Origin of the sequence: Paraburkholderia sp. Ac-20336, from assembly GCF_017105025.1 — a bacterium.
GTDB lineage: Bacteria > Pseudomonadota > Gammaproteobacteria > Burkholderiales > Burkholderiaceae > Paraburkholderia.
The window spans coordinates 141929-166732 of the sequence record NZ_JAAGPS010000002.1 but is presented as its reverse complement, the minus strand read 5'-3'; the positions used below and the strand labels follow the sequence as shown (position 1 = coordinate 166732).

The 24804-nt window shown below is 58.7% G+C and carries 21 protein-coding genes and 1 tRNA gene; 17 read left to right on the top strand and 5 right to left on the bottom strand.

Annotation, left to right across the window (positions count from 1 at the left end; genetic code table 11):
• Positions 1 to 2 precede the first annotated feature (2 nt).
• The 3 genes from GXB81_RS02575 (at position 3) to GXB81_RS02565 (ending at position 2625) form a co-directional block, all read left to right on the top strand.
• Positions 3 to 1037: an ATP-binding protein gene (locus GXB81_RS02575; RefSeq protein WP_205988284.1), complete on the top strand. Its 1035-nt coding sequence runs from the start codon at positions 3 to 5 to the stop codon at positions 1035 to 1037.
• Positions 1034 to 2326: a TniQ family protein gene (locus GXB81_RS02570; protein WP_205988283.1), complete on the top strand. Its 1293-nt coding sequence runs from the start codon at positions 1034 to 1036 to the stop codon at positions 2324 to 2326. Before GXB81_RS02575 ends, GXB81_RS02570 begins: the two co-directional genes overlap by 4 nt.
• Positions 2327 to 2529: 203 nt before the next feature.
• Positions 2530 to 2625: transfer RNA gene (locus tag GXB81_RS02565), tRNA-Sec, on the top strand.
• A 404-nt stretch (positions 2626 to 3029) separates the two neighbouring features.
• Here the strand turns inward: GXB81_RS02565 and GXB81_RS02560 are convergent.
• The 4 genes from GXB81_RS02560 to GXB81_RS02545 all read right to left on the bottom strand — a co-directional run bounded on the left by GXB81_RS02560 (position 3030) and on the right by GXB81_RS02545 (position 8004).
• A complete protein-coding gene (locus tag GXB81_RS02560) occupies positions 3030 to 3830 on the bottom strand; it encodes an N-acyl homoserine lactonase family protein (RefSeq protein WP_241016198.1) in 801 nt (266 codons plus the stop codon).
• Positions 3831 to 3847: 17 nt separating this feature from the next.
• On the bottom strand, positions 3848 to 5158 hold the full coding sequence (locus GXB81_RS02555) for an MFS transporter (RefSeq protein ID WP_205988282.1): 1311 nt from the start codon (positions 5156 to 5158) through the stop codon (positions 3848 to 3850).
• Between the two features lie 238 nt (positions 5159 to 5396).
• A complete protein-coding gene (locus GXB81_RS02550) occupies positions 5397 to 6854 on the bottom strand; it encodes an argininosuccinate lyase (protein ID WP_205988281.1) in 1458 nt (485 codons plus the stop codon).
• An 85-nt stretch (positions 6855 to 6939) separates the two neighbouring features.
• Positions 6940 to 8004, bottom strand: coding sequence for a LysR substrate-binding domain-containing protein (locus GXB81_RS02545; protein WP_205988280.1), 1065 nt, complete (start codon positions 8002 to 8004; stop codon positions 6940 to 6942).
• 569 nt (positions 8005 to 8573) lie between these two features.
• On the opposite strand from GXB81_RS02545, the gene GXB81_RS02540 reads away from it, so the two are divergent.
• The 9 genes from GXB81_RS02540 (at position 8574) to GXB81_RS02500 (ending at position 18455) form a co-directional block, all read left to right on the top strand.
• On the top strand, positions 8574 to 9521 hold the full coding sequence (locus GXB81_RS02540; protein ID WP_205988279.1) for a dihydrodipicolinate synthase family protein: 948 nt from the start codon (positions 8574 to 8576) through the stop codon (positions 9519 to 9521).
• Between the two features lie 27 nt (positions 9522 to 9548).
• Positions 9549 to 10346: an enoyl-CoA hydratase-related protein gene (locus GXB81_RS02535; protein WP_205988278.1), complete on the top strand. Its 798-nt coding sequence runs from the start codon at positions 9549 to 9551 to the stop codon at positions 10344 to 10346.
• 71 nt (positions 10347 to 10417) lie between these two features.
• Positions 10418 to 11602: a CaiB/BaiF CoA-transferase family protein gene (locus GXB81_RS02530; RefSeq protein WP_205988277.1), complete on the top strand. Its 1185-nt coding sequence runs from the start codon at positions 10418 to 10420 to the stop codon at positions 11600 to 11602.
• Positions 11603 to 11636: 34 nt separating this feature from the next.
• The gene (locus GXB81_RS02525; protein ID WP_205988276.1) at positions 11637 to 12614 is read left to right on the top strand and encodes a tripartite tricarboxylate transporter substrate binding protein; all 978 of its coding nucleotides are present in this window, start codon (positions 11637 to 11639) and stop codon (positions 12612 to 12614) included.
• Between the two features lie 51 nt (positions 12615 to 12665).
• Entirely contained in the window at positions 12666 to 13739 is a 1074-nt protein-coding gene (locus GXB81_RS02520; RefSeq protein ID WP_205988275.1) for a Gfo/Idh/MocA family oxidoreductase, read from the top strand.
• Between the two features lie 40 nt (positions 13740 to 13779).
• Entirely contained in the window at positions 13780 to 14235 is a 456-nt protein-coding gene (locus tag GXB81_RS02515; RefSeq protein WP_205988274.1) for a tripartite tricarboxylate transporter TctB family protein, read from the top strand.
• Positions 14236 to 15828 carry a tripartite tricarboxylate transporter permease gene (locus GXB81_RS02510; protein WP_205988273.1) on the top strand — a complete coding sequence of 531 codons (1593 nt, stop codon included), beginning with the start codon at positions 14236 to 14238 and terminating at the stop codon, positions 15826 to 15828.
• Positions 15829 to 15964: 136 nt separating this feature from the next.
• A complete protein-coding gene (locus tag GXB81_RS02505) occupies positions 15965 to 17041 on the top strand; it encodes a LacI family DNA-binding transcriptional regulator (protein ID WP_205988272.1) in 1077 nt (358 codons plus the stop codon).
• A gap of 40 nt (positions 17042 to 17081) precedes the next feature.
• Positions 17082 to 18455 (top strand): MmgE/PrpD family protein, encoded by a 1374-nt coding sequence (locus GXB81_RS02500; protein ID WP_241016205.1) that lies wholly within the window; start codon positions 17082 to 17084, stop codon positions 18453 to 18455.
• A gap of 43 nt (positions 18456 to 18498) precedes the next feature.
• Here the strand turns inward: GXB81_RS02500 and GXB81_RS02495 are convergent, their stop codons facing one another.
• Positions 18499 to 19377, bottom strand: a complete 879-nt coding sequence (locus GXB81_RS02495; RefSeq protein WP_205988297.1) for a LysR family transcriptional regulator — start codon at positions 19375 to 19377, stop codon at positions 18499 to 18501.
• A 258-nt stretch (positions 19378 to 19635) separates the two neighbouring features.
• On the opposite strand from GXB81_RS02495, the gene GXB81_RS02490 reads away from it, so the two are divergent.
• The 5 genes from GXB81_RS02490 (at position 19636) to GXB81_RS02470 (ending at position 24792) form a co-directional block, all read left to right on the top strand.
• A complete protein-coding gene (locus GXB81_RS02490; protein ID WP_205988270.1) occupies positions 19636 to 20760 on the top strand; it encodes a mandelate racemase/muconate lactonizing enzyme family protein in 1125 nt (374 codons plus the stop codon).
• Between the two features lie 231 nt (positions 20761 to 20991).
• A complete protein-coding gene (locus GXB81_RS02485; RefSeq protein ID WP_205988269.1) occupies positions 20992 to 21927 on the top strand; it encodes a dihydrodipicolinate synthase family protein in 936 nt (311 codons plus the stop codon).
• Between the two features lie 52 nt (positions 21928 to 21979).
• Positions 21980 to 22786, top strand: a complete 807-nt coding sequence (locus GXB81_RS02480) for an enoyl-CoA hydratase-related protein (RefSeq protein ID WP_205988268.1) — start codon at positions 21980 to 21982, stop codon at positions 22784 to 22786.
• A 17-nt stretch (positions 22787 to 22803) separates the two neighbouring features.
• The gene (locus GXB81_RS02475; RefSeq protein ID WP_205988267.1) at positions 22804 to 23916 is read left to right on the top strand and encodes a Gfo/Idh/MocA family oxidoreductase; all 1113 of its coding nucleotides are present in this window, start codon (positions 22804 to 22806) and stop codon (positions 23914 to 23916) included.
• Positions 23917 to 24006: 90 nt separating this feature from the next.
• Positions 24007 to 24792, top strand: a complete 786-nt coding sequence (locus GXB81_RS02470) for an ABC transporter permease (RefSeq protein ID WP_205988266.1) — start codon at positions 24007 to 24009, stop codon at positions 24790 to 24792.
• Positions 24793 to 24804 lie beyond the last annotated feature (12 nt).

Sequence of the window (24804 nt, the reverse complement as noted above, 5' to 3'; positions counted from 1 at the left end):
CCATGAAACACCAAGAGCAATCCTTGCTGTCGCCGGTGCAACCTTCGGCAGTCTCCCTGAATGGCAAGCGCTTCATGCATCCCCGCATCAAGCAGGTTATCGATGCCGTGCGTGCAGCAGTTTATCCTGGCAGCCAGGACAGCATCATCGCCATTTGCGGCCCGACTGGCGTTGGCAAAACGACGCTGACCAAATACCTGGTCGAGAAAGAATGCGAGGCATCTGCAGCAGAGATGGATGCAAACCCTGGCGTGATTCCGGCCATCTACGTTGAGGCGCCTGCTTCTGGCGAACACGAATTCTCCTGGCGGCTGTTTTACCAGCGCATTCTGGAGCAACTCGGCGAAGACATGAGCATGCCGAAAGCGGATTATGGCGTGGCTCAGGAGTCGGGGCGGATGGTACGTCCGTTTGGCGGGCGTGGCGGTAGTCTGGCCGCACTGCGTACTGCTGTCGAGCGAGCCTTGCACGAGCGTCAGGTGAAATTCATCGCGATTGACGAGGCAGCCCACATCATTCGCCAGACACGCAGCAGCAAGTTGCACATCCAGCTCGATACGCTGAAATCGCTGGCGAATGGCGGGACGCAGATGGTCATGATTGGTTCGTACGATTTGCACCAGTTGATGGCGCTGTCCGGACAATTGGCGCGCCGCACTCACGTGATTCACTTCGAGCGCTATCGCGAAGACCGCCCGGAAGATGTCAATGCATTTAACGCAGGCCTGCGCGCATTCCAGAAAGTGTTGCCTCATCTGTGGGGCAATGACCAACTGATGCCCTATGCGCAGGCGCTTCTCACCAATACGCTGGGATGCATCGGAACGTTGAGCGCGGTATTGAGCCGTGCCGCGCGACTGGCTGAGGTGGATGGCCAGTGGTCACGGGGAGCATTGGAACGTGCGTTGCTCAACGAGACCCAGCACCGCCAGATTCTGAGCGAAATCCTTGAGGGTGAAGCTGAAATCGTCCCGAGTTTGACGCGCGAGATGCCCGCTATCCGACGTTCGGCGCGCCATGACCGGAGTGCAGCATGAACGCACTGGCAGTGAATCCCCGTTCGGAATTGCACGCGCTGGAACCCATTGGGCTGGGTACGCCTGCGGTGGAGAGTCTGCTGAGCTATCTGTGCCGACTGGCCGTGTCGCACACCGTTTCGCTGGCGACCCTGTCGCGCAAGGTGGCGTCGACGATGGGGTGGGAGATTTCGGGGCGCGACGATTGGAGCTTGGCGAATATCTGCGGTATGGGTGAAGCGGCAAACAACTGGTCGGCGGCGCTTTCGGCGATGACCGGTGTCGAGCGCTTGGATAACCTGACGTTGCTGCCGTGGCGAGATGTTGTCTCCCAGCTTGGTTTGACGAACCGGTCGTTGCGCTGGTGCCCGGAGTGTTTCGCCCGGGACAAAGCACATGGCCGGTCGCCGTACTTCCGCTTGGCGTGGACGGTGAATGAGGTGACGGTGTGCCCGGAACACAAGACCGAACTGGTTAACATCTGCCCTGATTGCGGACGCACGGAAGGACGGCGTAAATCCGCTTACGTCGTGCCGGGTTGGTGCAGTCATTGCGGCGGATTTCTTGGTGCCGACGGTGAACGTGGCGCGGCCACACCCGAAGCATTGTGGAAAGCAAATCAGGTCGGCGCCATGCTGGCCACGCAGCCGACGTTGGTTCATGCTCCTGAACAAGACGTGTTGCAGAGTACCATCCAGCATCTCATTACTCGCCTCGATAACGGCAAGAGTGCCTATTTTGCCGAGCGAATCGGGTTGAATCGAGCGACAGTCCATCATTGGATGAAAAGTGGCGGGTGCCCGGGCTTGCCTGGGCATCTTCGTATTGCGTCGCAGACCGGACTGTCACTCACGAAAGTGCTCACCGGTGACTTATCTGGCTGGACACCGATGTCAGCCAGCGTGCATCAGTTGGCGCTGCTGTTTCCCGAGCATGGAGCGAGGTCGACTCCACGGACGCTCGATTGGGACAAGGTCCGAACGGAGATGATGGTGATGGCCAGGTTGCCGACGCCTATCAGCGTCGCCGAAGTTGCACGCCGACTCGACATCAATCTGCACGGGCTTTACCGGAACGCCAATCGGGAGGCTCGCATTCTGAGCGAGCGATGGAAGCAGTATATGAAGCGAAAAGGGGAGCAAAGCGTCGAGCAGACTCGGAGCATCGTCGAGGCCGCATGCTTGGGAATGGTCGCCGATGGCCAGGCGGTCAATCTTCGCTCGCTGAAGACGCGACTGACGCCCGAAGAGTTCGGCAAAGTCCAGGGCGCTGTCTACCTGCTGCAGGAGTTCCGGGACGAGCTGACGTAGGCCAGAGGTTCCCATCACATGCCCAGTGGGCACAATGAGACCGGCGTGACGCCGGTTTTTTTATGCCCATTTTCGGCACTCTCCCAGCAAAACCTTTTAAACTACCACGGTTGTCTGATAACGCATAATGTGGCCAATCGTGCAATCAAGCATAACTTGGCCAAGTGGCCACTTTATGGTTAACGGCACATGCAATCACCGAAGGAAGACATTCGCATCCGGTGGTGCGGCTGAGCTTCAAACTCAGTTGAGGGCGTCAGACGCTCTCAGGTCGGTTCGACTCCGGCTGTCTTCCGCCAGTACGTGACTGGGTGACTGCGTCAACAAGGCAGGCTGTGCCACAAACTTGCGCCGCGTAACGTCCCCCGCTTCGCTGTCGGAATCGGAACAGAAAGACCTTGCCACAACGCACAGCGGTATATTGAAGTTCACGCCGCAGAGGCGCCCGCGTCGCTGTGGTATCGAGGACCTCGGCGGCTGGTATTCGGCTTACTGTTGGCTATGGTCGCGATTCATGCCTAGTTCCCGACGCAGTTTTCTCTCATCGCCGCAAGCTCAAAGGAAAGCAGAAATGCAGCCAGATCGCGTAACTGATCATCTCGGAAGGAAAGCGATAATGGCAGTAAAGGTGACTCTCATTAGTTTTCGTAGCGATCGTTCCTCTAAAAAAACAGTTCAATATCGTTATCCTGAGGATATTTGATCAATTGAGACGTAGTAAAGGGAGATCCACCCTGGCGGACTGATCGTCAAGAGTGTGTTTTGGAAAGCTCTCGAGCAACAGGGGGTCATGTCCGGGAATGATATGGTCTGCGCTATCTGCAAGCCTCTCCAGCTTGCCATAGCCCTCTAGTGTGGCAGACAAGTCTGCGACGACCGGAAAAGGAGCGCGTTTCCTGAGATTTTCCCAAAAATGAGCTGCGTCTCCAGCCAGCACCACATGCCCGCGTTTGGTTCGAATGCGCAACACCTGCAACCCCGGTGTATGACCGCCAATACGATGAACGGTAATTCCTGGCGCAAGCGTATAGTCGCCATCATGGAATACGAGTCGATCGTCGAAAAGAGCTCGTACCGCATAGACGACATGTTCTACGTTGAACGGCTTGCGAAAGACACTGTGGCACATACAACGTCCCGTACAGAATTCCATTTCCGCGTCTTGAATATGAAATCTGGCTTTCGGAAAATAGCGCATTCCGCCTGCATGATCCCAATGCATATGGGTCAGAATAACGTCTTCGACGGACGAGGCATCGATGCCAACAGATTTCAGTGCGTCGACAGGCGAACGAATTGCCGCGCGATTTTTTTGCGCACCCGATTCGGGATCAAACCCTGTATCGATGACAAACGTTCTGCCGCCTCCCTGGGCGACGAAAATATAGAAATCTAGCGGACTGACCTCCCCATCATGATCGTCGGCGTAGAGAAAGTTCTGAGTTTGTCGGCGTCCATCCGAACGAGCGTATCGTACGGCAGTGATTTCGTAAGTCGGCTCCATGATTGATCTCTCCATATTTATTTATAGGATTGAAGGTCTGTTTCGTGCACCGGCCGGTGAACCAGCGCGGCAACAATACAAGCACCGACGCCTCCGATGCCTGCGCCGATGAACAAGGTCACGATGAATGATCCTGTGAGATCGAGAGTGTAGCCAGTGACCAGCGGCGAAATCGCCCCGCCGAGAGAGAATGCAAAATTGAAGAGTGTGCCAACAGAACCAACAAGTCGGCGTGGTACGAGCACTGCCGCCGCCGTCCACATACCCGAAGTCGCCGCGGATGAGCAGAGAAGCGCAAAGAAGCTAAAGGTGATCGATGCTACGACGCTGTGTGAATAGCCTGTTAATGCGGTGAATAATGCGAGTCCTAAAATTCCGAAGACGATCGGTAACTTTCTGCTTCGAACAGCACCGATCCCGATCTTATCGAGACGGTCTGAAACAAAACCGCCAATCAATGCGCCCGCTACACCGCCGATGAACGGTAGGGCCGCAAACACTCCGGTCTGCGCCAGACTCGTCTTGTACTGGGTTTCCAGCATAAGCGGCATCCAACCGATAAAAATATATCCCGCCCAGCCTTGAACGAACGACCCGATCATGAGCCCGATGATCGTCTTGAACCTGAACAGGCGCAGCCACGAATCCAGCGTGATCACGCTTTGTGGTTCTTCGTCTGCACCTGCTGTGAGATAAGTTTCTTCCTCGCGGGTGAGATCGGTCTTCTCGATGTCGCGATAGAGTACATAGTACGTTGCCGCGAAGATCACACCGACAATACCCATCGCAATAAACATCCCGCGCCAGCCGAGCGTAACGAGCAGAGCGGTCAGGATAGGCGGCGCGAATGCTGGGCCTAGTTGTGTCCCGGAAACATATATGCCGGTTGCCGTACCTCGCGCGCTCTTAGGAAACCAACTGGCGACCACTCGCGCATTCGATGGGCCTGTTGGCGCTTCGCTGATACCGAGACACAATCTCGTGGCCAACAATTGGGCAAAGCCCGTTGTGAATCCGCCTAGCGCCTGGAAAATCGACCAGATAAAGATTGAGCCGCTTGCCATACGACGAACGCCCAGCCGATCGACGAGAAAACCGCTCGGCAGCGATGATAGAGCATAGGCGAACGACCACACGGACAACAGACTCCCGATCTGGGTTGCCGACAATCCCAGCTCGCTGCGAATGGTCGAGGCGCTGATCGTGATCGTAGCGCGGTCCAAAAAATTGAATGCAATTGACGATACGCATAACGTGATGAAAATGCGCTGATATCTGCGTAGACGCGCTGAACGATGTCCAGCATCCTCCATGGCTACGGTGGCCATCTTCTGCTCCTTTGTACTGCAACCTTGCAAAATGTCTCCCGGAGAGCTCGCGCAGCGGAACGCTGTCTACGACGTAACCGAAAGGCTGGAGCGTATTTTTCGGCTTCGTGATGTCCACGATTTAGCCCATATACATGACGGCGCCCCGGTGGCTGATGTGCTAGACAGCAGCCATAGCAAGGTTGTCTCCTTTGTTGTATTGATTCTGATAGCTAGCCATGGAGGCCGGCCATGAACGTCAGTGCGCAAGCGCTACAGTCAACTGTTGAAGCTCAGCATGGGTCTCGGCAAGGTGCGCGCGCGTTGCGCGATTCCAGTCGAGTGCCGCCGCCGTCGCACGGCTCTCGTCAGCGAACATCCGCGCGACCTCGTCGAGCTGGGGGCCCCCTCTGCCGCGTCGGCTGAATACCATCTGCGCGGGATCCACGCACTGCGCGAATGCAGCTTCATCGAGCGGCATCGGCTCGTCATTGGCCTGCTCGTATAGCCGCGCAGCCTCGGCGTAGCCGATGTCACACGGGCGCTTGCGCTGTGCGCGACCGTAGTCCGTCAGCACCGACGCGAAATGATGGCCGATCCGGAAGGGCACATTCGCACGCTGCATCAGCTTGTCGGCGATCTCGGTAACGGTCGAATAGTCGGCGTCGACTTCCGCGCGCGCCTGCTCGCGGTTCACGATAAGCGCACGAACCACGCGCTCGAACAGCGCCAGCATCGCAACGGGCCGCGTCGTCGGCAGCGGGTCGTACGCACGGTAGTCGAACATGCCGGTGCGCACGTTGTGCGCGAGCATGAAGGGGCCCTGCATGTCCGCAAGCAGCAGGCTGCATTGTGCGCGCAACTGTTCGAGGGCCGCGGGATTGCGCTTCTGCGGCATCAGGCTGCTGACGCCGATCAGATCGCCCGCCTGTAGTGTTAGCCACGGCACGGGCGCTGCGTACTGCGCGTGAATATCCTGCGCAAACTGGCCGATCTGTACTGCACAGACCGACAGCGCGTTCGCGTAATCAAGCGCGCTGTCGACCGGTGCGAAATGATTCGCGTCATAGGCATTCTCGATGAGCCCGTCGAAACCGAGCAGCGTGGCGAGCCGGTTCCGATCGACCGGAAAACTCGATGTCGACAGCGCGGCTGCGCCCAGGCTGCTCAGGTTCAACCGCTTCCACGCCTCGACGAAACGTTCGAGCTGTCGCCCGATACTGCCCGACAGCGCGAGCAGATAATGCGCCAGCGTAGTCGGCTGCGCCTGCACGCCATGCGTGTAGGCGGGGATGATCGTATCGCGATGCCCGTCGGCGAGTTCGATAACCGCGGCTCGCGCCGAGGCGAGTGCGTGGTGCGCATTCAGCAGATCATCGCGCAGGTTCATTCGCGAGAGAGTGGAAGCGATGTCCTGCCGGCTGCGCCCCGCATGCACAAGCGAGGCCTGCGGGCCGATCCTTGCGACGAGCCGCTGTTCGTACTGGAGATAATCGCCGGACTGCGGCGCGTCCTGATCATCGTCGATTGCAAGAATGCCTGCTGCGATCCGCGCCGCGATATCCGCCGGCACGATACCGGTCTCGACCAGCATCACGAGTGACGCCTTGTTGATCTGCGCGAGAAATTTCAGGGTACGTGGCCCGCCTCGAAACGCCTGGTTGACGTCGACGATGGGATACAGGTGGCTGTCCACGCGCTCGGTGGGATTCGACATCGACTTTCCGCTCCTTGTTCCTGCCCGTTGGAATGCGTGAAAGTCTGCGCGCCACCCATCATGCAGTCAAATGACTTATCCCGTATCAATCATTCCTTCCAAGGAATGATTGGGCGAGCAGTTCCTTGCCGTTCGGGAGCCGGGCGGCGAGTGCTTCGGGCGGCTGTCCGGGCAGCAGCAGCCGGATAAAGTCGAACGCGAATACCTTCAGAAGATGGTCGGCTCGCACGGTAATCATTGCGCTGGGTGACGGAAACAGATGGCTCACGTCGATCTGCCTCAGGCGCGGATCAGTCTCATCTTCCATCGCCATTTTTTGTAGTACCGCGATGCCTATGCCTTGCGCGACGTATGCCTTCACGACACTCGCGTCCATCACGCGGACCACGATGTTCGGCTGCATCCCTTGCATCTGGAACGCCCGCTGAACGACCGCGCCGGCCGTAAAGCGTTCATCGTGCACGACCCACGGCCATCTAGCGAGTTCTTCGAAGGTAATCGCGTCGATATCGAGAAGCGGATGCCCGGCGGGTACGATCAGACAGCGCTCCATTTCGTATGCACGGATTGCGAGAATCCTTGCCCGTGTGCTTTCCGGCAGAGCACTGAGCCCAATGTCGAGCGTCCCGTCTCGCACACCGAAGTAGATTTCCGAGGGCGAACACATCGAGTATTCGAGCTGCACCTTCGGATAAGCCTCCAGGAATCGCTGGGTGAGACTCGGCAGTCGGTAGCGTGCGTGAATGTGCGTGGTACCGACGTGCAATACCCCGGTGATCTCCGAGCGGCCCGAGCTTGTGTGCAACCGTTGCAGCGAGTGCGCGTCCTGCAGCATGCGCCGCGCGAGAGCGTATGCCTCGCGGCCCTCGTCCGTGAGCCCGATGAGGCGATTGCCGCGCCGCACGAAGATGTCGATGCCGAGCTCGCTTTCGAGGGAGCGGATCATCTTGCTGACACCGGGCTGCGTGGTGAATAGCATTTCCGCGGCTCGCGATACACTGAACTGGTTGTCGACTACCTGCCGGATGCAGTTGAGTTGTGCAAGCGTAATTGCCATGGTTGTAGCGTGTCCGGCCGGCTTTTTGCCGCACCGCACATCGCGCCGCGCTCGTTTGACGCCCGATGTGCGTTCGTGCGGCTCCTGCAGCACGAGCCTCAGACGTCCGCAGTATCTTTTATGAAAGGGTCGCCAGTGTAACGCCAGTTAATGGAGACTTTCGCGTACGTCCGTTCGGCCGGGAATTCGCAATCGAGCATAGGTCGTCATCAAACAAACACCGCAGTCTATTTCACGAATTGCCACATCGGCCTGGGTGTGCCGATGTGCGTCCTCGCTGGCTACTGCCGATATCTACACAGCCTATTCGCAGCGGTTCCATCTATCGGGCAAAGTCGGAATTTTTATCGATTTTCTCTCGGGCTCCCTGAATCGCGACGGCGCCTGCTGACGGTTCGTTGTCGCTCCATCATCCGTCTTCCAGTCTCGTCCGACGCTGGGCAAAGCGGGTCGGCAGCGTGCCGTCTTTCCATATAAAGCGCTTCCTTAAACTATCGTTAACCCCATAAAAAATAGCATTGACCGTCTATGAAAGCGATTTCATAATGGCCTAACTTTCGGATGACATGTCTGGTCCGTCGTGGGACGCACGTCACCGGCAGCATCGTCGGACGCGCTGCGCGTCGGGACTACACAACCGTATTCATCAGGAGACGTGAATCATGAGTCACAGCCTGGGACAAGGCGTTGTCGCCGCCCCCGTTCTGCCATTCCTCGAAAGCGGCGAGATCGACTGGAATACGCTCGACCGGTACATCGCCGAAGTGGGCGCCGCGCAGCCGCGCGCTGTCGCGATGAACATGGCGTTGAGCGAAGTCAGTTCGCTCGAGGTCGACGAGCAGCTCGAGGTCATCCGGCGCTGCCGCGCCACGCTCGGCAAATCCGTCGCGCTGCTGTCGGGCGTGAATGCCACGCATACGAGCGCGGCGGTGGCGCTCGCGAAGCGCTTCGAGGACCTCGATGTCGACGGGCTCGTGCTTTTCCCGCCGATGCCGGCATTCGTCGGCACGCCCACGGTCGACATGGTGTTCGACTATCACGCGGCCGTCGCGGACGCGGTGAAGCTGCCGATGCTCGCGTTCCAGAACGTGTTCAGCAAATATCCGCCCGGAACCATCAGGGCGCTTTCGAAGATTCCGGGCATCGAGGGCATCAAGGACGCGTCGTTCGACGTCGAGCAGACCAACGAGAACATCAAGGAAGCGCGTGAGGCGGAGCGCCGTATCGGCGTGCTGACCGGCAGCGACACGTTCATTCTCGAGGCGATGCTGATGGGATGCGATGGCGCGCTGATCGGCTTCGCGGCCACGGGCACCGCGGAGATCGTCAGGATGCAGAAGCTCGCGGCCGAGCGCAAGGTTGCCGAGGCGTATGAGATCTGGTTCCGTCTCGGCCCGCTGGCGCGCGCGTGCTGGCGCACGCCGCTGCGCGACTACCGCGTACGCACGAAATACGCGTTGATGAAGCAGGGCGTGCTGCCGAACATGAAAGTGCGTGCACCGTTGACCACGCTTACCGACTATGACCGCCGGAACATCGACGCGATCTTCGACGAGCACGATCTGTTCGATCCGCGCTTCCGTCCGGGCGGCGCGCAGTTCGTTCGCTGAAATCGACGAGGACGTTCAGGAGGTGTTGTGGACTACGGAGATTCAGCGGACGTGAAGTGTGTCGTGTGCGAGTGCAGCACGGAGCATGTGCTGGTGATTCACATCGACCGGATCGAAAAGCGCAACGCGCTGAGCAACCCGATGGTGATCGAGATGGGCCGCGTGCTGGCGGACGCGGCGCATGATCCATCGGTCAGATGCGTCGTGATCACGGGCGGCGAGACCGTGTTTTCGGCGGGGGCGGACATGAAGAACATGCTCCATTACGGCGTGATCGATGTCGTGTCCGATCCTCGCCGGATCGACGCGTGGCAAACGATCTCGACATTTCCGAAGCCGATGATTGCCGCCGTGAATGGCGTTGCGGTCGGCGCGGGCAATGAACTCGCGCTGTGTTGCGATTTCATCGTCGCGGGATCGAATGCGCTGTTCGGCCAGCCGGAAGTGCGCAACGGCGGGCTTGCCGGCGACGGCGGTACACAGCGTCTGCCGAGAAAGCTCGGACCGCAACTGGCGGCCTACATGCTGCTGAGCGGCGAGATGATCGATGCGCAAACGGCGTTGCGAGTCGGCTACGTGCTCGAAGTCTGCGAGCCGGCCGACACGCTCGGCCGCGCGCTCGAGATTGCCCGGACTATCGCCGAGCGCTCGCCCACGTCCGTTCAGCTTACGAAGGCGTGTATTCACGAGGCGGTCGGTGCGAGCGCATCGAACGGCCTCGCTTATGAGCGTGTGGCGATGTTTCGTAATCACCGCTCGCGGGACAGGCAGGAAGGCCTGAGTGCATTCAAGGAAAAGCGGCGTCCGCGATTCACCGGCGAATAACCGCATATCGAACGACTGCCAGCGTCATCAAATTCGTCGATGACGTTTGCCGTCAACCAGTCCAGGAGGAAATGGTGCTGCTGAATTCAATGAAGGTCGTGAGCTTCTGTCATGTTCTGCAAGGCCCCGCGTGTACGCAATATCTCGGCGACATGGGGGCGAACATCATCAAGGTCGAGCCGCTTGGCGGCGAGCGTTCGCGTCGCTGGGCGGGTGCGGACATGGGCGGCGCGAGCGGTCTGTATCTGTCCGCGTTTCGCAACAAGCGGCTTTTCGCGGCCGATCTGAAGTCGCCGGAAGGCAGGGAAGTGATTCTCTCGCTGATCGAGCAGGCGGATGTCGTCGTCGAGAATTTCCGGCATGGCGTGATGGCGCGGCTTGGTCTGTCGTATGAGGACATCAGGAAGCGCAAGCCCGACATCATCTATGCGAGCGGTACCGGCTGGGGCAATGCGGGGCCGATGCTCGCGCGCGAATCGCAGGATCTGATCATTCAGGCGCGCACGGGTCTGATGAGCGCGACCGGTCATCGGCATGGTGAAGCCAAGGCGGTGGGGTCGGCGGTCATCGATCAGCACGCGGGCGCGCTGCTCGCGATGGGCATCGTCGCCGCGTACGTCAAGAAGCTCACGACAGGTGAGGGTGGCCGGGTGGAAAGCTCGCTTTTTACCGCGGGTCTCGATCTGCAGACCGAACCGCTGACCGTGTACATGTCGGTGAGACCCGGCGCGCAGACGATGAATCGCGATCCGCATCTTGCCACCTGGTATCACCATGCACCGTACGGTGTCTATCAGCTGAAAGACGGTGAAATGGCGGTCTCGACCAATCCGGTCGAGAAACTCGCCGAGGCGCTCGACAGTCCCGAGCTGCGTGAATTGCAGCGGCTCGATCCGTACAAGGATCGTGATCACATCGCAGCGACCTTCGCAAAGGTGATGAGTACGAAGACCTACCAGGAAGCCGCTGCGGGATTCGACAAGCTCGCGATCTGGTACGGCCCCGTGCACGATTTCGACGACGTCGCTGAAGATCCTCAGGCTGCCGCGATGGAAGTCTTCCGTCCCGAGGACATCAACGGACGCAAGGTCGTGTTAGTGAACCATCCGATCCGCTACGACGGGAAAGTGCCGCCGCTGCGCATCAAGGGCTTGAACATTGGCGAGCACACGCGCGAGATCCTCGCCGAGCATGGGTACAGCGGGGAAGCAATCGACGATCTCATTGCCAGAAAGATCGTGGGCTCGCCGGCTTGACGCGGGCAACGACAATAAACAAAGGAGACGAAACATGAAAAGTACCTGGAAGTCGTGGCTCGGCGCGTTGATGCTGTTCGGCGTCATGTCGATGGCTGCGTCGGCGGCGGACACTTATCCGTCGCGGCCCATCCAGTTCATCATTCCGTATCCACCGGGCGGTGCATCCGACGTGATCGCGCGAATTCTCGCGCCGAAGATGTCCGCGGCGCTTGGTCAGCCGGTCGTGATCCAGAACCGGCCGGGCGCAAACGGCAACATCGCCACGGATGACGTCGCGCGCGCCAAGCCCGACGGCTATACGATCCTGATGGGCAACGTCGGCCCGAACGCGATCAATCCGGCGATCTACAAGAACGTGAAGTTCGATCCGATCAAAAGCTTCGTGCCGATCGTGCAGACAGGCAACGTGCCGATGGTCGTCGTCGTGAACGCGTCGCTGCCGGTCAAGAATATGCAGGAATTCCTGGCCTACCTGCGGGACAGCAAGCAGCCGCCGATCTTCGCGACGGGCGGCATCGGATCGGCGACGCACCTGACGTCAGGGCTGCTCGAAGTGATGGGCAAGATCAAACTGACGCACGTCCAGTACTCCGGCGACCCGTTCACGCTGAACGACATGATCGGCGGCCACGTGATGATGGGCATCGTGACGTTGCCGGCATTGCTGCCGTTCATCAAGAACGACCATTTGCGCATTCTCGCGGTGACGACCGCGAATCGCACGCCGAAGCTGCCCGATACACCGACCATTGCCGAGTCCGGCATTCCGGGTTTCGACTCGGCGTCGTGGGGCGGCGTATTCGCTCCGGCCGGAACACCCGCGCCAATCGTCGACAAACTGAATTCGACACTCGTGACGATTCTCAAGGACCCGGGCGTTGCGCAGCAGCTTGGACAACTGGGCGTCGACATCGTCGGCAATACGCCGCCGCAATTTGGCGACTACCTCGGGCAGGAAGTACGCAAGTGGGCGGGCGTCGTCAAACAGACCGGTATCTCAGCAAACTGATTCGGCGCGTCGCGCTGAACATCACAAAAGCAGGCAGGAAACCTGACGATCATGAAACGTATCCAGTTGGCTATCGTTGGATGTGGGTGGGCGGGTGACATTCACATGGAAGGTCTGCGGCCGCTCGCGGACAGATTCACGGTCCGCGCGTGCGTCGACACGAGCGCGGAGCGACGCGCGGAGTTCGCACTGCGGCATGACATACCGATACAGGCCGAAACGCTGGCCGAAGTACTCGCGATGAGCGAAATCGACGTCGTCGTGATCTGCACGCCGCCGGTTCTACATCATCCAATGGCCATCGAGGCACTGAACGCGGGCAAGCACGTGATCTGCGAGAAGCCGCTCACAAGTTCGATGGAATTGGTCGACGACATTCGCGCGGCCGAAAGCCGTTCCATTGGCCGCGTCATGCCGATTTTCCAGTATCGCTTCGGCAATGGCGCGGAGAAAGTCCGCAGCGCGATTGCGTCCGGAGCGGCCGGCAAGCATTTCGCCACCACGGTCGAAATTGCCAGAACACGCGGCGCCAAGTACTACGAACAGGCGTGGCGCGGCAAGTTTGCGACGGAGCTCGGTGGTCTGTGGGTGACGCAGGCGATCCATATTCACGATCTGCTGTATTCACTGATCGGACCGGCCGTGGCGGTCGCGTCGTTCAACGACACGCGCGTCAATCCGATCGAGGTTGAAGATTGCGGCGTCGCGTGTTTGAAGATGTCGGACGGATCGCTCGTATCCGTTGGCGCGACGCTTGGGTCCGTCAAACAGCAGACCCGCATCCGCATGTGCTTCGAGAACGTGACGTTCGAACGCCTCGTGAATCACGAGACCGAGCGTATCGCCGACGATCCGTGGATCGTGCTGCCGAGAAGCGACGAAGCGAAACGCGAGATCGACGCGGCGATGGATGTCGAAACCAGCCGCTTCAGCTATTTCAGTCGCCAGTACGAACTGTTTCATCAGGCGCTCTCGTCGGGTACGCCATTCCCGGTCACGCTGGACGACGCGCGCGCTTCGATCGAACTGGTCACGGCGCTGTATCTGTCGGCGCGCAATGGTTCGACGGTCAATCTGCCGATCTCGAAGAAGCAGGATGAATACCGCGGATGGGCTGTCCGGTAGGCATTGGAGTCGCTACAACGATTTGCATGGAGACGCATTCATGAACAGAGCATGGGGGGTGTCGCGCGACCAGATTGGCGGGGCATTGCTGATCTTGCTGGGTGTGGGCGTGACGGTAGGGGGATTTTCGTTCCACGTCGGCACGCTATCCGAGATGGGCTCCGGTTTCATCCCCGTCGTGCTCGGCGTGCTCATGGTGTTGATCGGTGGCGCCATTATCGCGACGGAGAAAAAAGAGGAACGCGAAGAGATACGGATTCAGCCGCAATGGCGCGGCTGGTTCTGCATTCTCGGCGGTGTTGCCGCATTCGTGCTGTTCGGCACGTATGGCGGCCTGATTCCTGCGACTTTCGCATCCGTCCTGATCGCGGCGCTCGGCGACAAGCAGAACCGGCTGCGCGACTGCCTCATCCTCGCGGTGCTGGTCACCGTGTTTGGCGTGGTCGTGTTCGGTTATGGGCTTGGATTGCAGATGCCGCTTCTCGCTTGGGGTTGAATGATGGGACACAGTATCGTCGATCTGCTGTACGGTTTTAGCGTCGCGCTCCAACCCGGTAACCTGATGTGGTCGTTTTTCGGCGTGCTCGTGGGGAATCTGATCGGCGTTCTGCCGGGCATGGGTGCGCTGACGACGATTTCGATGCTCTTGCCGCTGACCTATTTTATTGCACCGGTTCCCGCAATTCTGATGCTGGCCGGCATTTTCTACGGCTCGCAATACGGTGGGGCGATCGGCGCGATTCTGCTGAATCTGCCTAGTCACCCGCCGCATGCGGTGACCTGTCTGGATGGCTATCCGTTGACACAGAAAGGCAAGGGCGGCACGGCACTCGGCATTACGATGATGTGTTCGTTCTTCGCGGCGTCGGTCGGCATTCTCGTGATGATCTTTCTGTCGCCGCTGCTGGTGAGTGTCGCGTTCAAGTTCGGACCATCGGAACTGTTCTCGATCATGCTGATGGGCCTCGTCGCGGGCGCGACGATGTCGCGCGGGTCGCCGCTGAAAGGTATTGCGATGACGCTGTTCGGTCTCGTGCTCGGCGTGGTCGGCACGGACCCGACTAGTGGCACCATGCGATACACGTTCGGCTCAGCGGAGCTTTCGGACGGCATCGATTTAGGCGCGCTGTGCATGGGCCTTTTCGGTATCGCGGACTTCCTGTCGAGCATCAATCGCGTACATATGCAAGCCAGGACGACGCGAGTGCGCATGTCGGAAATGCGTCCGAGCTGGGCCGAGATCAAGCAGTCGTTCAAGCCGATGCTGCGCGGCACGTTCATCGGCACGCTGTTCGGCGCGATGCCGGGCACCGGCCCGACGATTACGACGTTCATTGCCTATGCGTTCGAACGCAAGATATCGCGCAACCCCGAGCGTTTCGGCAAAGGGGCGATCGAAGGCGTTGCCGCGCCCGAAGCGGCTTCGCATTCGAAGACGCAGGTCGACTTCATTCCGACGATGACTCTCGGTATTCCTGGGGATGCCGTGATGGCGCTGCTGCTGGGCGCGCTGATCATCAAGGGTGTGCAGCCGGGACCGCAGTTGATAACGGAACACCCGGATATCTTCTGGGGATTGATCGCGAGCTTCTGGATCGGCAATGTCCTTCTGGTCATACTCAACGTGCCGATGATCGGTGTTTGGGTTCGGCTTCTGCAGGTTCCCTACCGATTCCTCTACCCTGCAGCGTTGTTCTTTATCGCAGTCGGTGTCTATAGCTCGCACAACAGCCTGTTCGAAGTTGGCGAGGTAGCGGTGTTCGGCGTGATCGGCGCGATCTGCCTTGCCTTGAAGTTTCCGGTGTCGCCGATAGTCCTGGGCTTTGTGCTCGGCCCCATGCTCGAGCAGAACTTCAGGCGTGCGATGTTGCTGGAGCGCGGCGATCTCACCACCCTGGTAACGCGGCCGATCAGCGCAGCGTTTCTTTCGATTAGCACCTTGCTCATTCTCTTTCAGGTTTTCACGTTCGTGCGCAGCCGGATTGCTGCGAGCCGCGCGAGAAAGAGTGGCAGGGCGCAGCAGGAGAAGAACCGCGAGAGCGGGTTGCAAGACGTGGTCGATGCCGTTTCGAGGCAGCAAAGCCATTGATGGCGTCGCGTTTCGCGTGCGGCGTTGACCTCGGCTGAACGTCGTCCGGCGGTCCGTGACCGGTCAGACGCCGCGATATACTGCGAAATGGCACGCTTTCGTGCGGGAATCTTGAACGGATGGACGAGAGCGATTTATGAGTATTAAAACCGTCGACAAGTCGGTGGCAATGAAGCGAGTCCGTAAAACCGGTGCGAATCCTGTGCGCCTCTCGGACGTTGCCCAGTTGGCCAAGGTATCGCCTGCATCGGTCTCGCGCGTGTTCAATGATCCCGATCTGGTATCCGAAGATGTCAGGCAACGCGTGCTGCGCGCCGCGCAGGTGTTGAACTGGGTGCCCAATGGCGCAGCCCAAGCCTTGGCGTCGTTACGATCACGCACCATTGGCGTGTTGATTCCGACGCTCAGCCACCAGAATTTCGCGAATCTGATCGAAAGCTTGCAGCGCCAACTGGGCAAGGCGAATTACACGCTGATTCTCGGATGCATCGAGCCAGACCCGAACATGCATCTGCAACAGGCTCGCAAAATGGTGGAGCGCGGCGTCGACTGGATGGTGCTGGTCGGCGAAGCGCAGCCGCCCGCGCTGATCGAGTTGCTGAAGGCTCACAATGTGCCGTACGTGATGACGTATACGAATGGGCGCAATTCAGAAAACGTCTGCATCGGTATCGACAATTACGCAGCCGCTTCGACGATCACGCAGCACCTGCTTGACCTCGGGCATACCCGCTTCGCAATGCTCGCACATCAATTCGACGTCAACGACCGGATCCAGCAACGGATGGAGGGGGTGCGCGACACGCTCGCGAATGCGGGACTCGGTATCCGGCCCCAGCATGTCGTGCGGGTCGACCGCAAACATATTGCAAGCGCGCGCGAAGGGTTACGGCAGATCATGACCAGTGAGCGTGTCAAGCCTACTGCGATCGTCTGCACGAACGACTACATCGCATCGGGCGCGATCATTGAAGCGAGCGCACTTGGTATTGCCGTTCCGCAGCAGTTGAGCATCGTCGGTTTCGACGACATCGATACCTCTGCGCATTTGAGCCCACCACTCACGACGATCCACGTTCCCGCGCAGGAAATGGGTGAGGCGGTCGCTGGATTTATTCTCGATTCGATAAGCGGAGTAGATACACCGAAAATACCTGAACTAACCGCGGAGCTCGTCGTTCGCGGGAGTACTGCGGTGCCTCCTGCGGCGTAGTGTTGAACTGGCCAGATTCCAGCCAACGAGGACACTTGTGATGTTGACATCCCGATTCGGATTGGACGTTGCCAACTTCGCATCGCATGCGCTCGCGACCGCGCTGCCAGCCGATGTCGAGCGACACGCGAGGAATCATATTGTCGACACCATCGGCGCGCTCGTGTCCGGTTCGCGAATGAGTGCTGGCCGGGCTGGGCAGCGCTACGCGAGGATGATTGGCGGCGCGCCCCAAGCAGGAATCGTTGGTACGCGGATCCGTGCGCCGCTGGTGGAGGCGGCACTGGCAAACGGCATGGCAGCGCACGCTGACGAATCAGACGACTCGCATCAGGAAAGCCTGACGCATCCCGGCTGCGGCGTTCTGCCGGCTGCGCTGGCGACCGCGGAATGGACTGACGCAAGCGGGCGTGATTTCATGCGCGCGGTCGTGCTTGGCTATGAGATGACAACACGGTTCGCACGAGCATTTGGCGCCGACATGAGTTCGAAACGCGCCTCTCTCGCGAGCCACGCATATGGTCCGTTGTTCGGCGCTGGCTATGCCGCTGGTGCGTTGATGAAATTCGACGCCGAGCAGTTCGCGATCCTGCTCAACTATCTTGCACAGGAAGCGTCGGGGCTGACGACCTGGCGGCTTGATACGAGCCACACACTCAAAAGTTATTGCTTCGCCGGAATGCCGGCCAGCAACGGCGTGAAGGCGGCGCTGCTGGTTCGCGCAGGCTTTACCGGCTCAGGTGATGTGCTTGACGAGAGGCAGCGCAGCATGCTTGAGTGCATCACGCGATATCCGCGGCCGGAAGCACTGGTAGACGGACTGGGTGAGCAGTACGCGATCGCCGGGAGCGACATCAAGTACTACTCCGTCGGCTATCCAATCGCCGCACCCGTGATGGCGGTGGAAAAAATCCTCGCGCTCGAGGGTTTCCCGAAGCACGCGATCGAATGCGTGAAGCTTTATTACCACCGGGACTGGTACGCCGTAGTGGGAGATCTGTCCATGATGCCGGACGTCAACCTGCGTTATTGCCTCTCGGTAACATTACTCGATGGTCGTTTGACTTTCAGCGCTGCTCACGACGAAGCGCGCATGCATGCTGCAGACGTTGTGCAGATGTCGCAGCGTATCGAGTTCCTCGATTCCGATTCAAGTCTCAGCTACTTCGACGCGCGCGTTGAAATCGAGGCAGGCGGAAAAACGTGGCGAGCGGAACAGGATAAATATGTGCTCGGGCGAATCGAGAATCCGATGTCCGATGCGCAGGTTCGCGAGAAGGCAAGTCAATTAATGACGCCCGTACTGGGCACCGCGTCGTGCGAGCGTGTCATCGAGTTGCTGGATAACGTGGAATCACTGACCAATATCACGGAACTCATCGACCTAATGTGCTGCGACAACAACGACCGTTGAATCTCACTGGATGCGACGCGCATGCAATTGGCGGCACTCAGTGTCACGCTCCGCGAAAGAGCGGCGTGGCGATATTGAGAAACGCTTCCGCCAACGGCGACTGCGGCGAAGACCGTTGCCACATGATGCCGACCGTTCGAGATGGACACGGCTCGGGCAAGGTGTGACGGGCGAGCCTGCTGTCGAGTGGGCGGGCGAAGGTCCAGTCCGGTAGTAGCGACACACCCAGCCCTTCGGCAACGAGCCGTGCAATGGGTTCGATGCCATCAAGTTCGAAGCGCACGCGAGGACGCACGCTGAGTCTACGCAGATAGTCATCAGCAAGCTTGCCACCGACGACGTTCCGATCATATCGAACGTAAGGCTGTTCACGAACCGTTTGGATCGGATCATTCACGGGCAGCGACGCGGGCGTGAGCAGGATCAGCTTCTCGCTTCTCAGGCTGAGCCATTCGAAGGTTTTCGGCAGTTCGAATAGCGGGCATACGAGGACGGCCGCATCGACGTCACCGTTCATTAGCCTTGAGTAGAGCTGCGTCGACGAGCTTGGCTCGATGAACACCTCGATGTGTGGATGACTGGCTATCCATGCTTTCAGAATCAATGGAACCATCTCCATTAATGCCGAAGGTGTCGCGCCCAGGCGCAGCGGCCCTGCAGGAAGGGCGGTGTCGGATGCGGCGGATTTCAGCGTGCGCACTTCACGAAGCACGGCACGTGCATGGTCGATAATCTTCAGTCCAGCGATTGTCGGCTTGACAGTTCTGCCAACGCGCACGATCAGCGGTGTTCCCAAGGTGTCTTCGAGTGCCTTGAGTCGTTGTGAGATCGACGCCGGCGCGAGATCCAGATGACGCGCCGCTTCCGCTATCGAACCAAGCTCGACGACACACAAGAAGCTTTGAAGAAATCTCGAGTCCATGGCAATCGGGAAAAGAGTGGTCTGGATGTCGAAAATTGTAGTCAATAAAGCGGCCTTGTCGATCCACAAGAACGAGTGTTATCGCGTGACGCAGCTTCGCTGCACGTACACGTTCTCATAATGGACGATACATGCCACACATCGGAATTTTCGACGTCTGAAGAAGTGTGCGCAAGGTTGTTCCGTTCGAAATGGGTGGACACAATTCGCTTGTACTTGTTTCTCCATCCGCATTGAACCACTTGCAGGGAAGAACAGATGCCAAAAATTTCTTCGATCGATGTATGTACCGCGAGCGTGCCACTGGATCGCGCGACGTCGTTCTCAAACCGTAGCGTCGCGGTTCGGCATTACGGGCTAGTGAAAGTTCGCTCCGATGACGGTGTGCAGGGAATTGGCTTCTGCTATATCGGCAGTTCGGCAGGCCGGATCTTCGATGAAGCGGTGGCCGCGTTATTGGCACCGGTTGTGCTGGGCCGTGATTCGTACGATATCGAGGGTATCTGGTCGTCGATGTATCAGGAGTCGCTGCTGCAGGGCCGCGCTGGCGTCGTTATGCGAGCGATCAGTGCTATCGACACCGCGTTGTGGGATCTGAACGCGAGAACGAATCGGTTGCCCCTTCATCGCTATCTGGGGGCGGCGTTACCGGAGTCGGTGCCCGCTTATGCGAGTGGTGGATACTATCTCGACGGCAAGACCGATGCGGTGCTTGCGGACGAAATGCGGCACTACGTGGAGCTGGGTTTCCGCGCGGTGAAGATGAAAACCGGCCGTTTTTCGCCAAAGGAAGAAGCATCGCGTGTGCGGGCGGCTCGCGAGGCGGTCGGCAAGGACGTCGATCTGATGCTGGATTGCAATAACGCGTGGCTCGATCTTACCGAGGCATTGCGATACGTGCGCCGGTTCGAGGAGTTCGAACCGTATTTCATCGAAGAGCCTTTCGGACCCGATGACATCGAGAACCACGCACGGCTCGCGCGCGGCACACAGGTACCGATCGCAACGGCAGAGATCGGATATGGCCGCTGGTATCACAAGGCGCTGTTGGACTGCGGCGGCGCGTCGATTCTGCAGACGGATGCCGCAGTCTGCGGCGGCATCACCGAGTGGAAGCGTATCGCGGCGACAGCTTCGAGCTATGGCGTGGTGCTCTGTCCTCACTGGTTCCACGATCTGCACGCGCCGCTTGTTGCTGCAACGCCGAATGCCCGCTATGTCGAGCTGTTCCCCGACGATCAGGTCCTGAATTTCCGACGTCTGATCGATCGTCAATTGGAGTTCAAAAATGGTCGCGTGATGCTCCATCAGGAGCCGGGCCTCGGGTTCGATTTCGACGAAGTCCAGGTTGGCAAGTATGCGCAATGGCAAAACGTGAAATAGACCGCATTTCAGCATGCGCTTGCCGAGACGCTGTCTGTGGTCGCACGTTGAACTGTTCATTTGCACGGGGCTGTCCCGATCGAGCCCGCGGACGCAACAGGCTCGGAAACCAGGATGTATCCCGGGTTGACACTTAAAAGAAAGCGATTTCATAATAATTTCCAACCCGTCGTAAGAGCGGGATATGACACTTACGGATTACATAGAAAATCCGTGTCAGGAGACTAAATAATGGATCTGGCAACTGGCATCATTGCAGCTCCGGTTTTGCCGCTCGATGAAAGCGATTCCATAGATTGGTCGACGCTGGGCCGATACATGGAGGGTATTGCAGCCGGGCGGCCGCGCGCCATTGCGATGAACATGGCGGTGAGCGAGGTTAGTTCGCTTTCGATTGCCGAACAGATCGAAGTGATCCGGTATGCGAAGCGTGTGCTGGCCGACGGTTGCACGCTGGTGTCGGGCGTCAATACGACGAATGGTCCCGCCGCTGTCGAACTCGGGTGCCAGATGATCGAGGCCGGCGCCGAGGCGCTGGTCGTGTTTCCGCCGGTTCCTGCCTTTCTTGGCCCGGTGACCGTATCAATGGTCGAAGACTTCCACGGCTATATCGCAGAGCATCTTGGCGTTCCGTTGATTGCTTTCGAGACCAACTTCATCAGCTATCCAGCTGGAAGCATCACTGCGTTGTCGAGGATTCACAACGTCGTTTCGATCAAGGACGCCTCGTTCAACATCGATCACACCGTCGCGAATGTGAAGGAAAACGCGAAGTCGGATCGCCCGATCGGCATGCTGACAGGGAGCGATACGTTCGTCCTCGAAGCCATGCTGATGGGTTGCGATGGCGCATTGATCGGGTTGGCTGCGACGGCAACGGCGGCTCTCGTCGAAATGCACGAACTCGTCGCGGCGCGAAAGATCACTGAAGCTTTCGACATTTGGGATCGCATCGCCCCGATCGCGCGTATTGGCTGGCGCGCGCCGATACGGGACTACCGTGTTCGAATGAAATACGTGTTGATGCGGCAAGGCGTGATTCCAAACATGCGCGTGCGCGTGCCTTTTCCCGGTCTTTCGGAGATCGACCGCAGCGATCTCGACGAGGCGTTCGATCAATGCGGATTCAACGCGCCGCGATTTCATCCTGCTGCCGTGAAGCGCTGATTGTCGCGATACCAATCAAGTTTGCCAATTTATGTATTTCAAGGAAAAGGCAATGAGTTTGACTAGCGAATCGAAGGAAGACGCCGAGTTCATTGAGTCGGTACACGTGTCGCCGCATGTGCGCCTCATCCGTATCGCCCGGCCGGAAAAACGCAACGCGATGACCAATGGCATGGTGATCGAAATCGGGCGTCTGCTTCGCGTGTACAAGGATGACGTGAACGTTCGGTGCGTCGTCATCACCGGCGACGAGAAGGCGTTTTCCGCTGGCGCCGATCTGAAGAACATGCACAAGTTCGGTTCGGCGGCAGTTGTTAACGACGTGCGCCGAGCAGCAGCATGGGAAGAAATCGAGCGCTTTCCGAAGCCGTTCATTGCGGCGGCCAACGGTTATACGTACGGCGCGGGAAACGAACTCGCGATGTGCTGCGACTTCGTGATCGCGGGCAGCAACGCGCTCTTTGGTCAACCTGAAGCGAAAACGTCAGGTATGGCGGGGGACGGCGGCACGCAGCGTCTGCCGCGCAAACTAGGTCCGTCGATGGCCGCCTACATGATCATGACAGGGGAGCCGATCAGCGCGCAAGCCGCGAAGGAGTTCGGCTACGTGATCGAGATCTGCGAGCCTCAACGGACTGTCGAGCGTGCGCTAGAAATAGCCGAGGTTATTTCGATGCGTGGCCCGCTTGCGGTGCAGGCGATGAAAGCGTGCATGCGCGTCGCGGCCGGTGCGACGCACGAGAACGGGCTCGCGTACGAACGGATGATGGTCGTGCGCAATCAGTCGACGCCGGATCGCGCAGAAGGTTTAGCGGCATTCTCGGAAAAGCGTGAACCGAAATTCACGGGACTTCGCTGATGAACGAGAGCGCTGCGATGGACACAGAAGTATTGAATGTCGCAATTATCGGTTGCGGATGGGTTGCCGATTGGCATGTACAAGATGGATTTGCGCATTTGCCGAAACGATTTAACGTGTTGGCTTGTTGTGACCGCGACATCGAACGCGCGAAGCAATTCGCGGAACGATACCGTGTAGAGCGCGTAGTGGGCGATCTGGGCGAAGTGTTGTCAATGCCTGATGTCGACGTCGTCGTGATCTGTACGCCGCCAGCGTTACATTATTCGATGGTTGTCGCCTGTCTGCGCAAAGGCAAGCACGTCGTGTGCGAAAAGCCTTTCGTCGCATCGCTCGCGCAAGTCGATGCCGTGATCGCTGAAGAGGCGAAATCGACCGCGCGCGTCATGCCTATCTTCCAATACCGATTCGGTGACGGGCTCGCGAAGGTGAGACATGTCATTCGTTCGGGCCTTGCCGGCAAGCACTACGTGTCCAGCATCGACACCGCGAAGCGGCGCGATGCCAACTACTACCAGGTCGAATGGCGTGGCAAGTTTGCTACCGAGCTAGGCGGTGTTTTGCTTACGCAAGCCATCCACATCCACGACGTGCTGTTGTGGCTCGTTGGTCCCGTGCAGGCGGCGGCTTGCTTCAAGACAACACGCGTGAATCCGATCGAAGTCGAGGACTGCGCGGTCGCGAGCTTGCAGTTGCACGATGGATCGCTCGCGTCGTTGTCCGCAACGCTCGGCTCCGCGCGTCAGACCACCCGGCTGCGCCTGTGCTTCGAGAACGTCACATTCGAGAAGACTGGCCATGACGAGAACTCATCGCGGCCCGCCGATGAACCGTGGACCGTGATCCCGCGTGTCCCCGAATTGGCCGCCGCTATCGAGCAGAAAATGGCCGAGGTAGCGCCTGGTTCAGCGTGGTTTGTTCGGCAATACGAGCTTTTTCACGAAGCGCTTGCATCGGGGGCGCCCTTTCCCGTCACGCTCGCTGACGCGCGCGCGTCCATTGAACTGGTGACGGGCTTATTCGCCGCGAGTGAATCATGCTGCGTCGTCGAGTTTCCAATTGGTGCGGATCATCCGAAGTACAACGGATGGTTCGATGCACCCTTATATACCAACGATGCCGGTGCGTGAAAACGGATAGTTGTCCAATCGTGGAAGTCATCTTGCGGAGACAATATTGTGGAATCGCACAGGAAGCTTTCCAAGCCTTCATCGTGGACCATGAGCGCTACAGCAAAAAAACGCTCGAAACGATCGATTGCTGCGGGTCTGTATCCCGTCCTGGCTATCGCAGCCTTTTTCCTGATCTGGGAGGGCGCGGTACGCGCGCTGCATATTCCCTCGTATCTGTTGCCAATGCCATCGGATATCTTTGGGGAGATTTATCAGAACGCTGGTGTGCTTGTGCATCACGGACAGGCGACGTTGCTTGTGATCCTTGCTTCGTTCATCACGTCAGTATTGCTTGGCGTGCCATTGGCGTTGCTGATCTCGTTTTCACCATTCGCGAGACGCATGATCTACCCACTGATCGTGTTTTCGCAGATGATTCCGAAGATCGCGATTGCGCCGCTTTTCGTTATCTGGTTCGGTTTCGGCTTCGTTCCGAAACTTTTGATCGCAGTTCTGATTTCGTTTTTTGCTGTAGTCATTCAATCGATTGTTGGCTTCACCTCACTGCGTCCGCAACCGATACGCGTTGCTCAGTCGATGGGGGCGACGCGCCTGGACCTGTTTTTCAAAGTCCGTCTGCCGCACGCGCTGCCGAACATCTTCGCCGGGTTGAAGATGGCGATGGCGTCGTCGGCGATTGGTGCAATCGTCGGCGAGTTCATCGCATCGCAACAGGGACTGGGCTATCTCGTGCTGGTCGCGAACGGCCAGATGGACACCAAGCTGGCTTTTGCCGGCATGCTGATTCTCAGCGTGATGGGCATCGTTCTCTACTTCATCGTCGAGCTTGCCGAGCGAATGATGACAGGGTGGAGAACAGCTCAGCGCGGCTGAGGTAGGTCACTT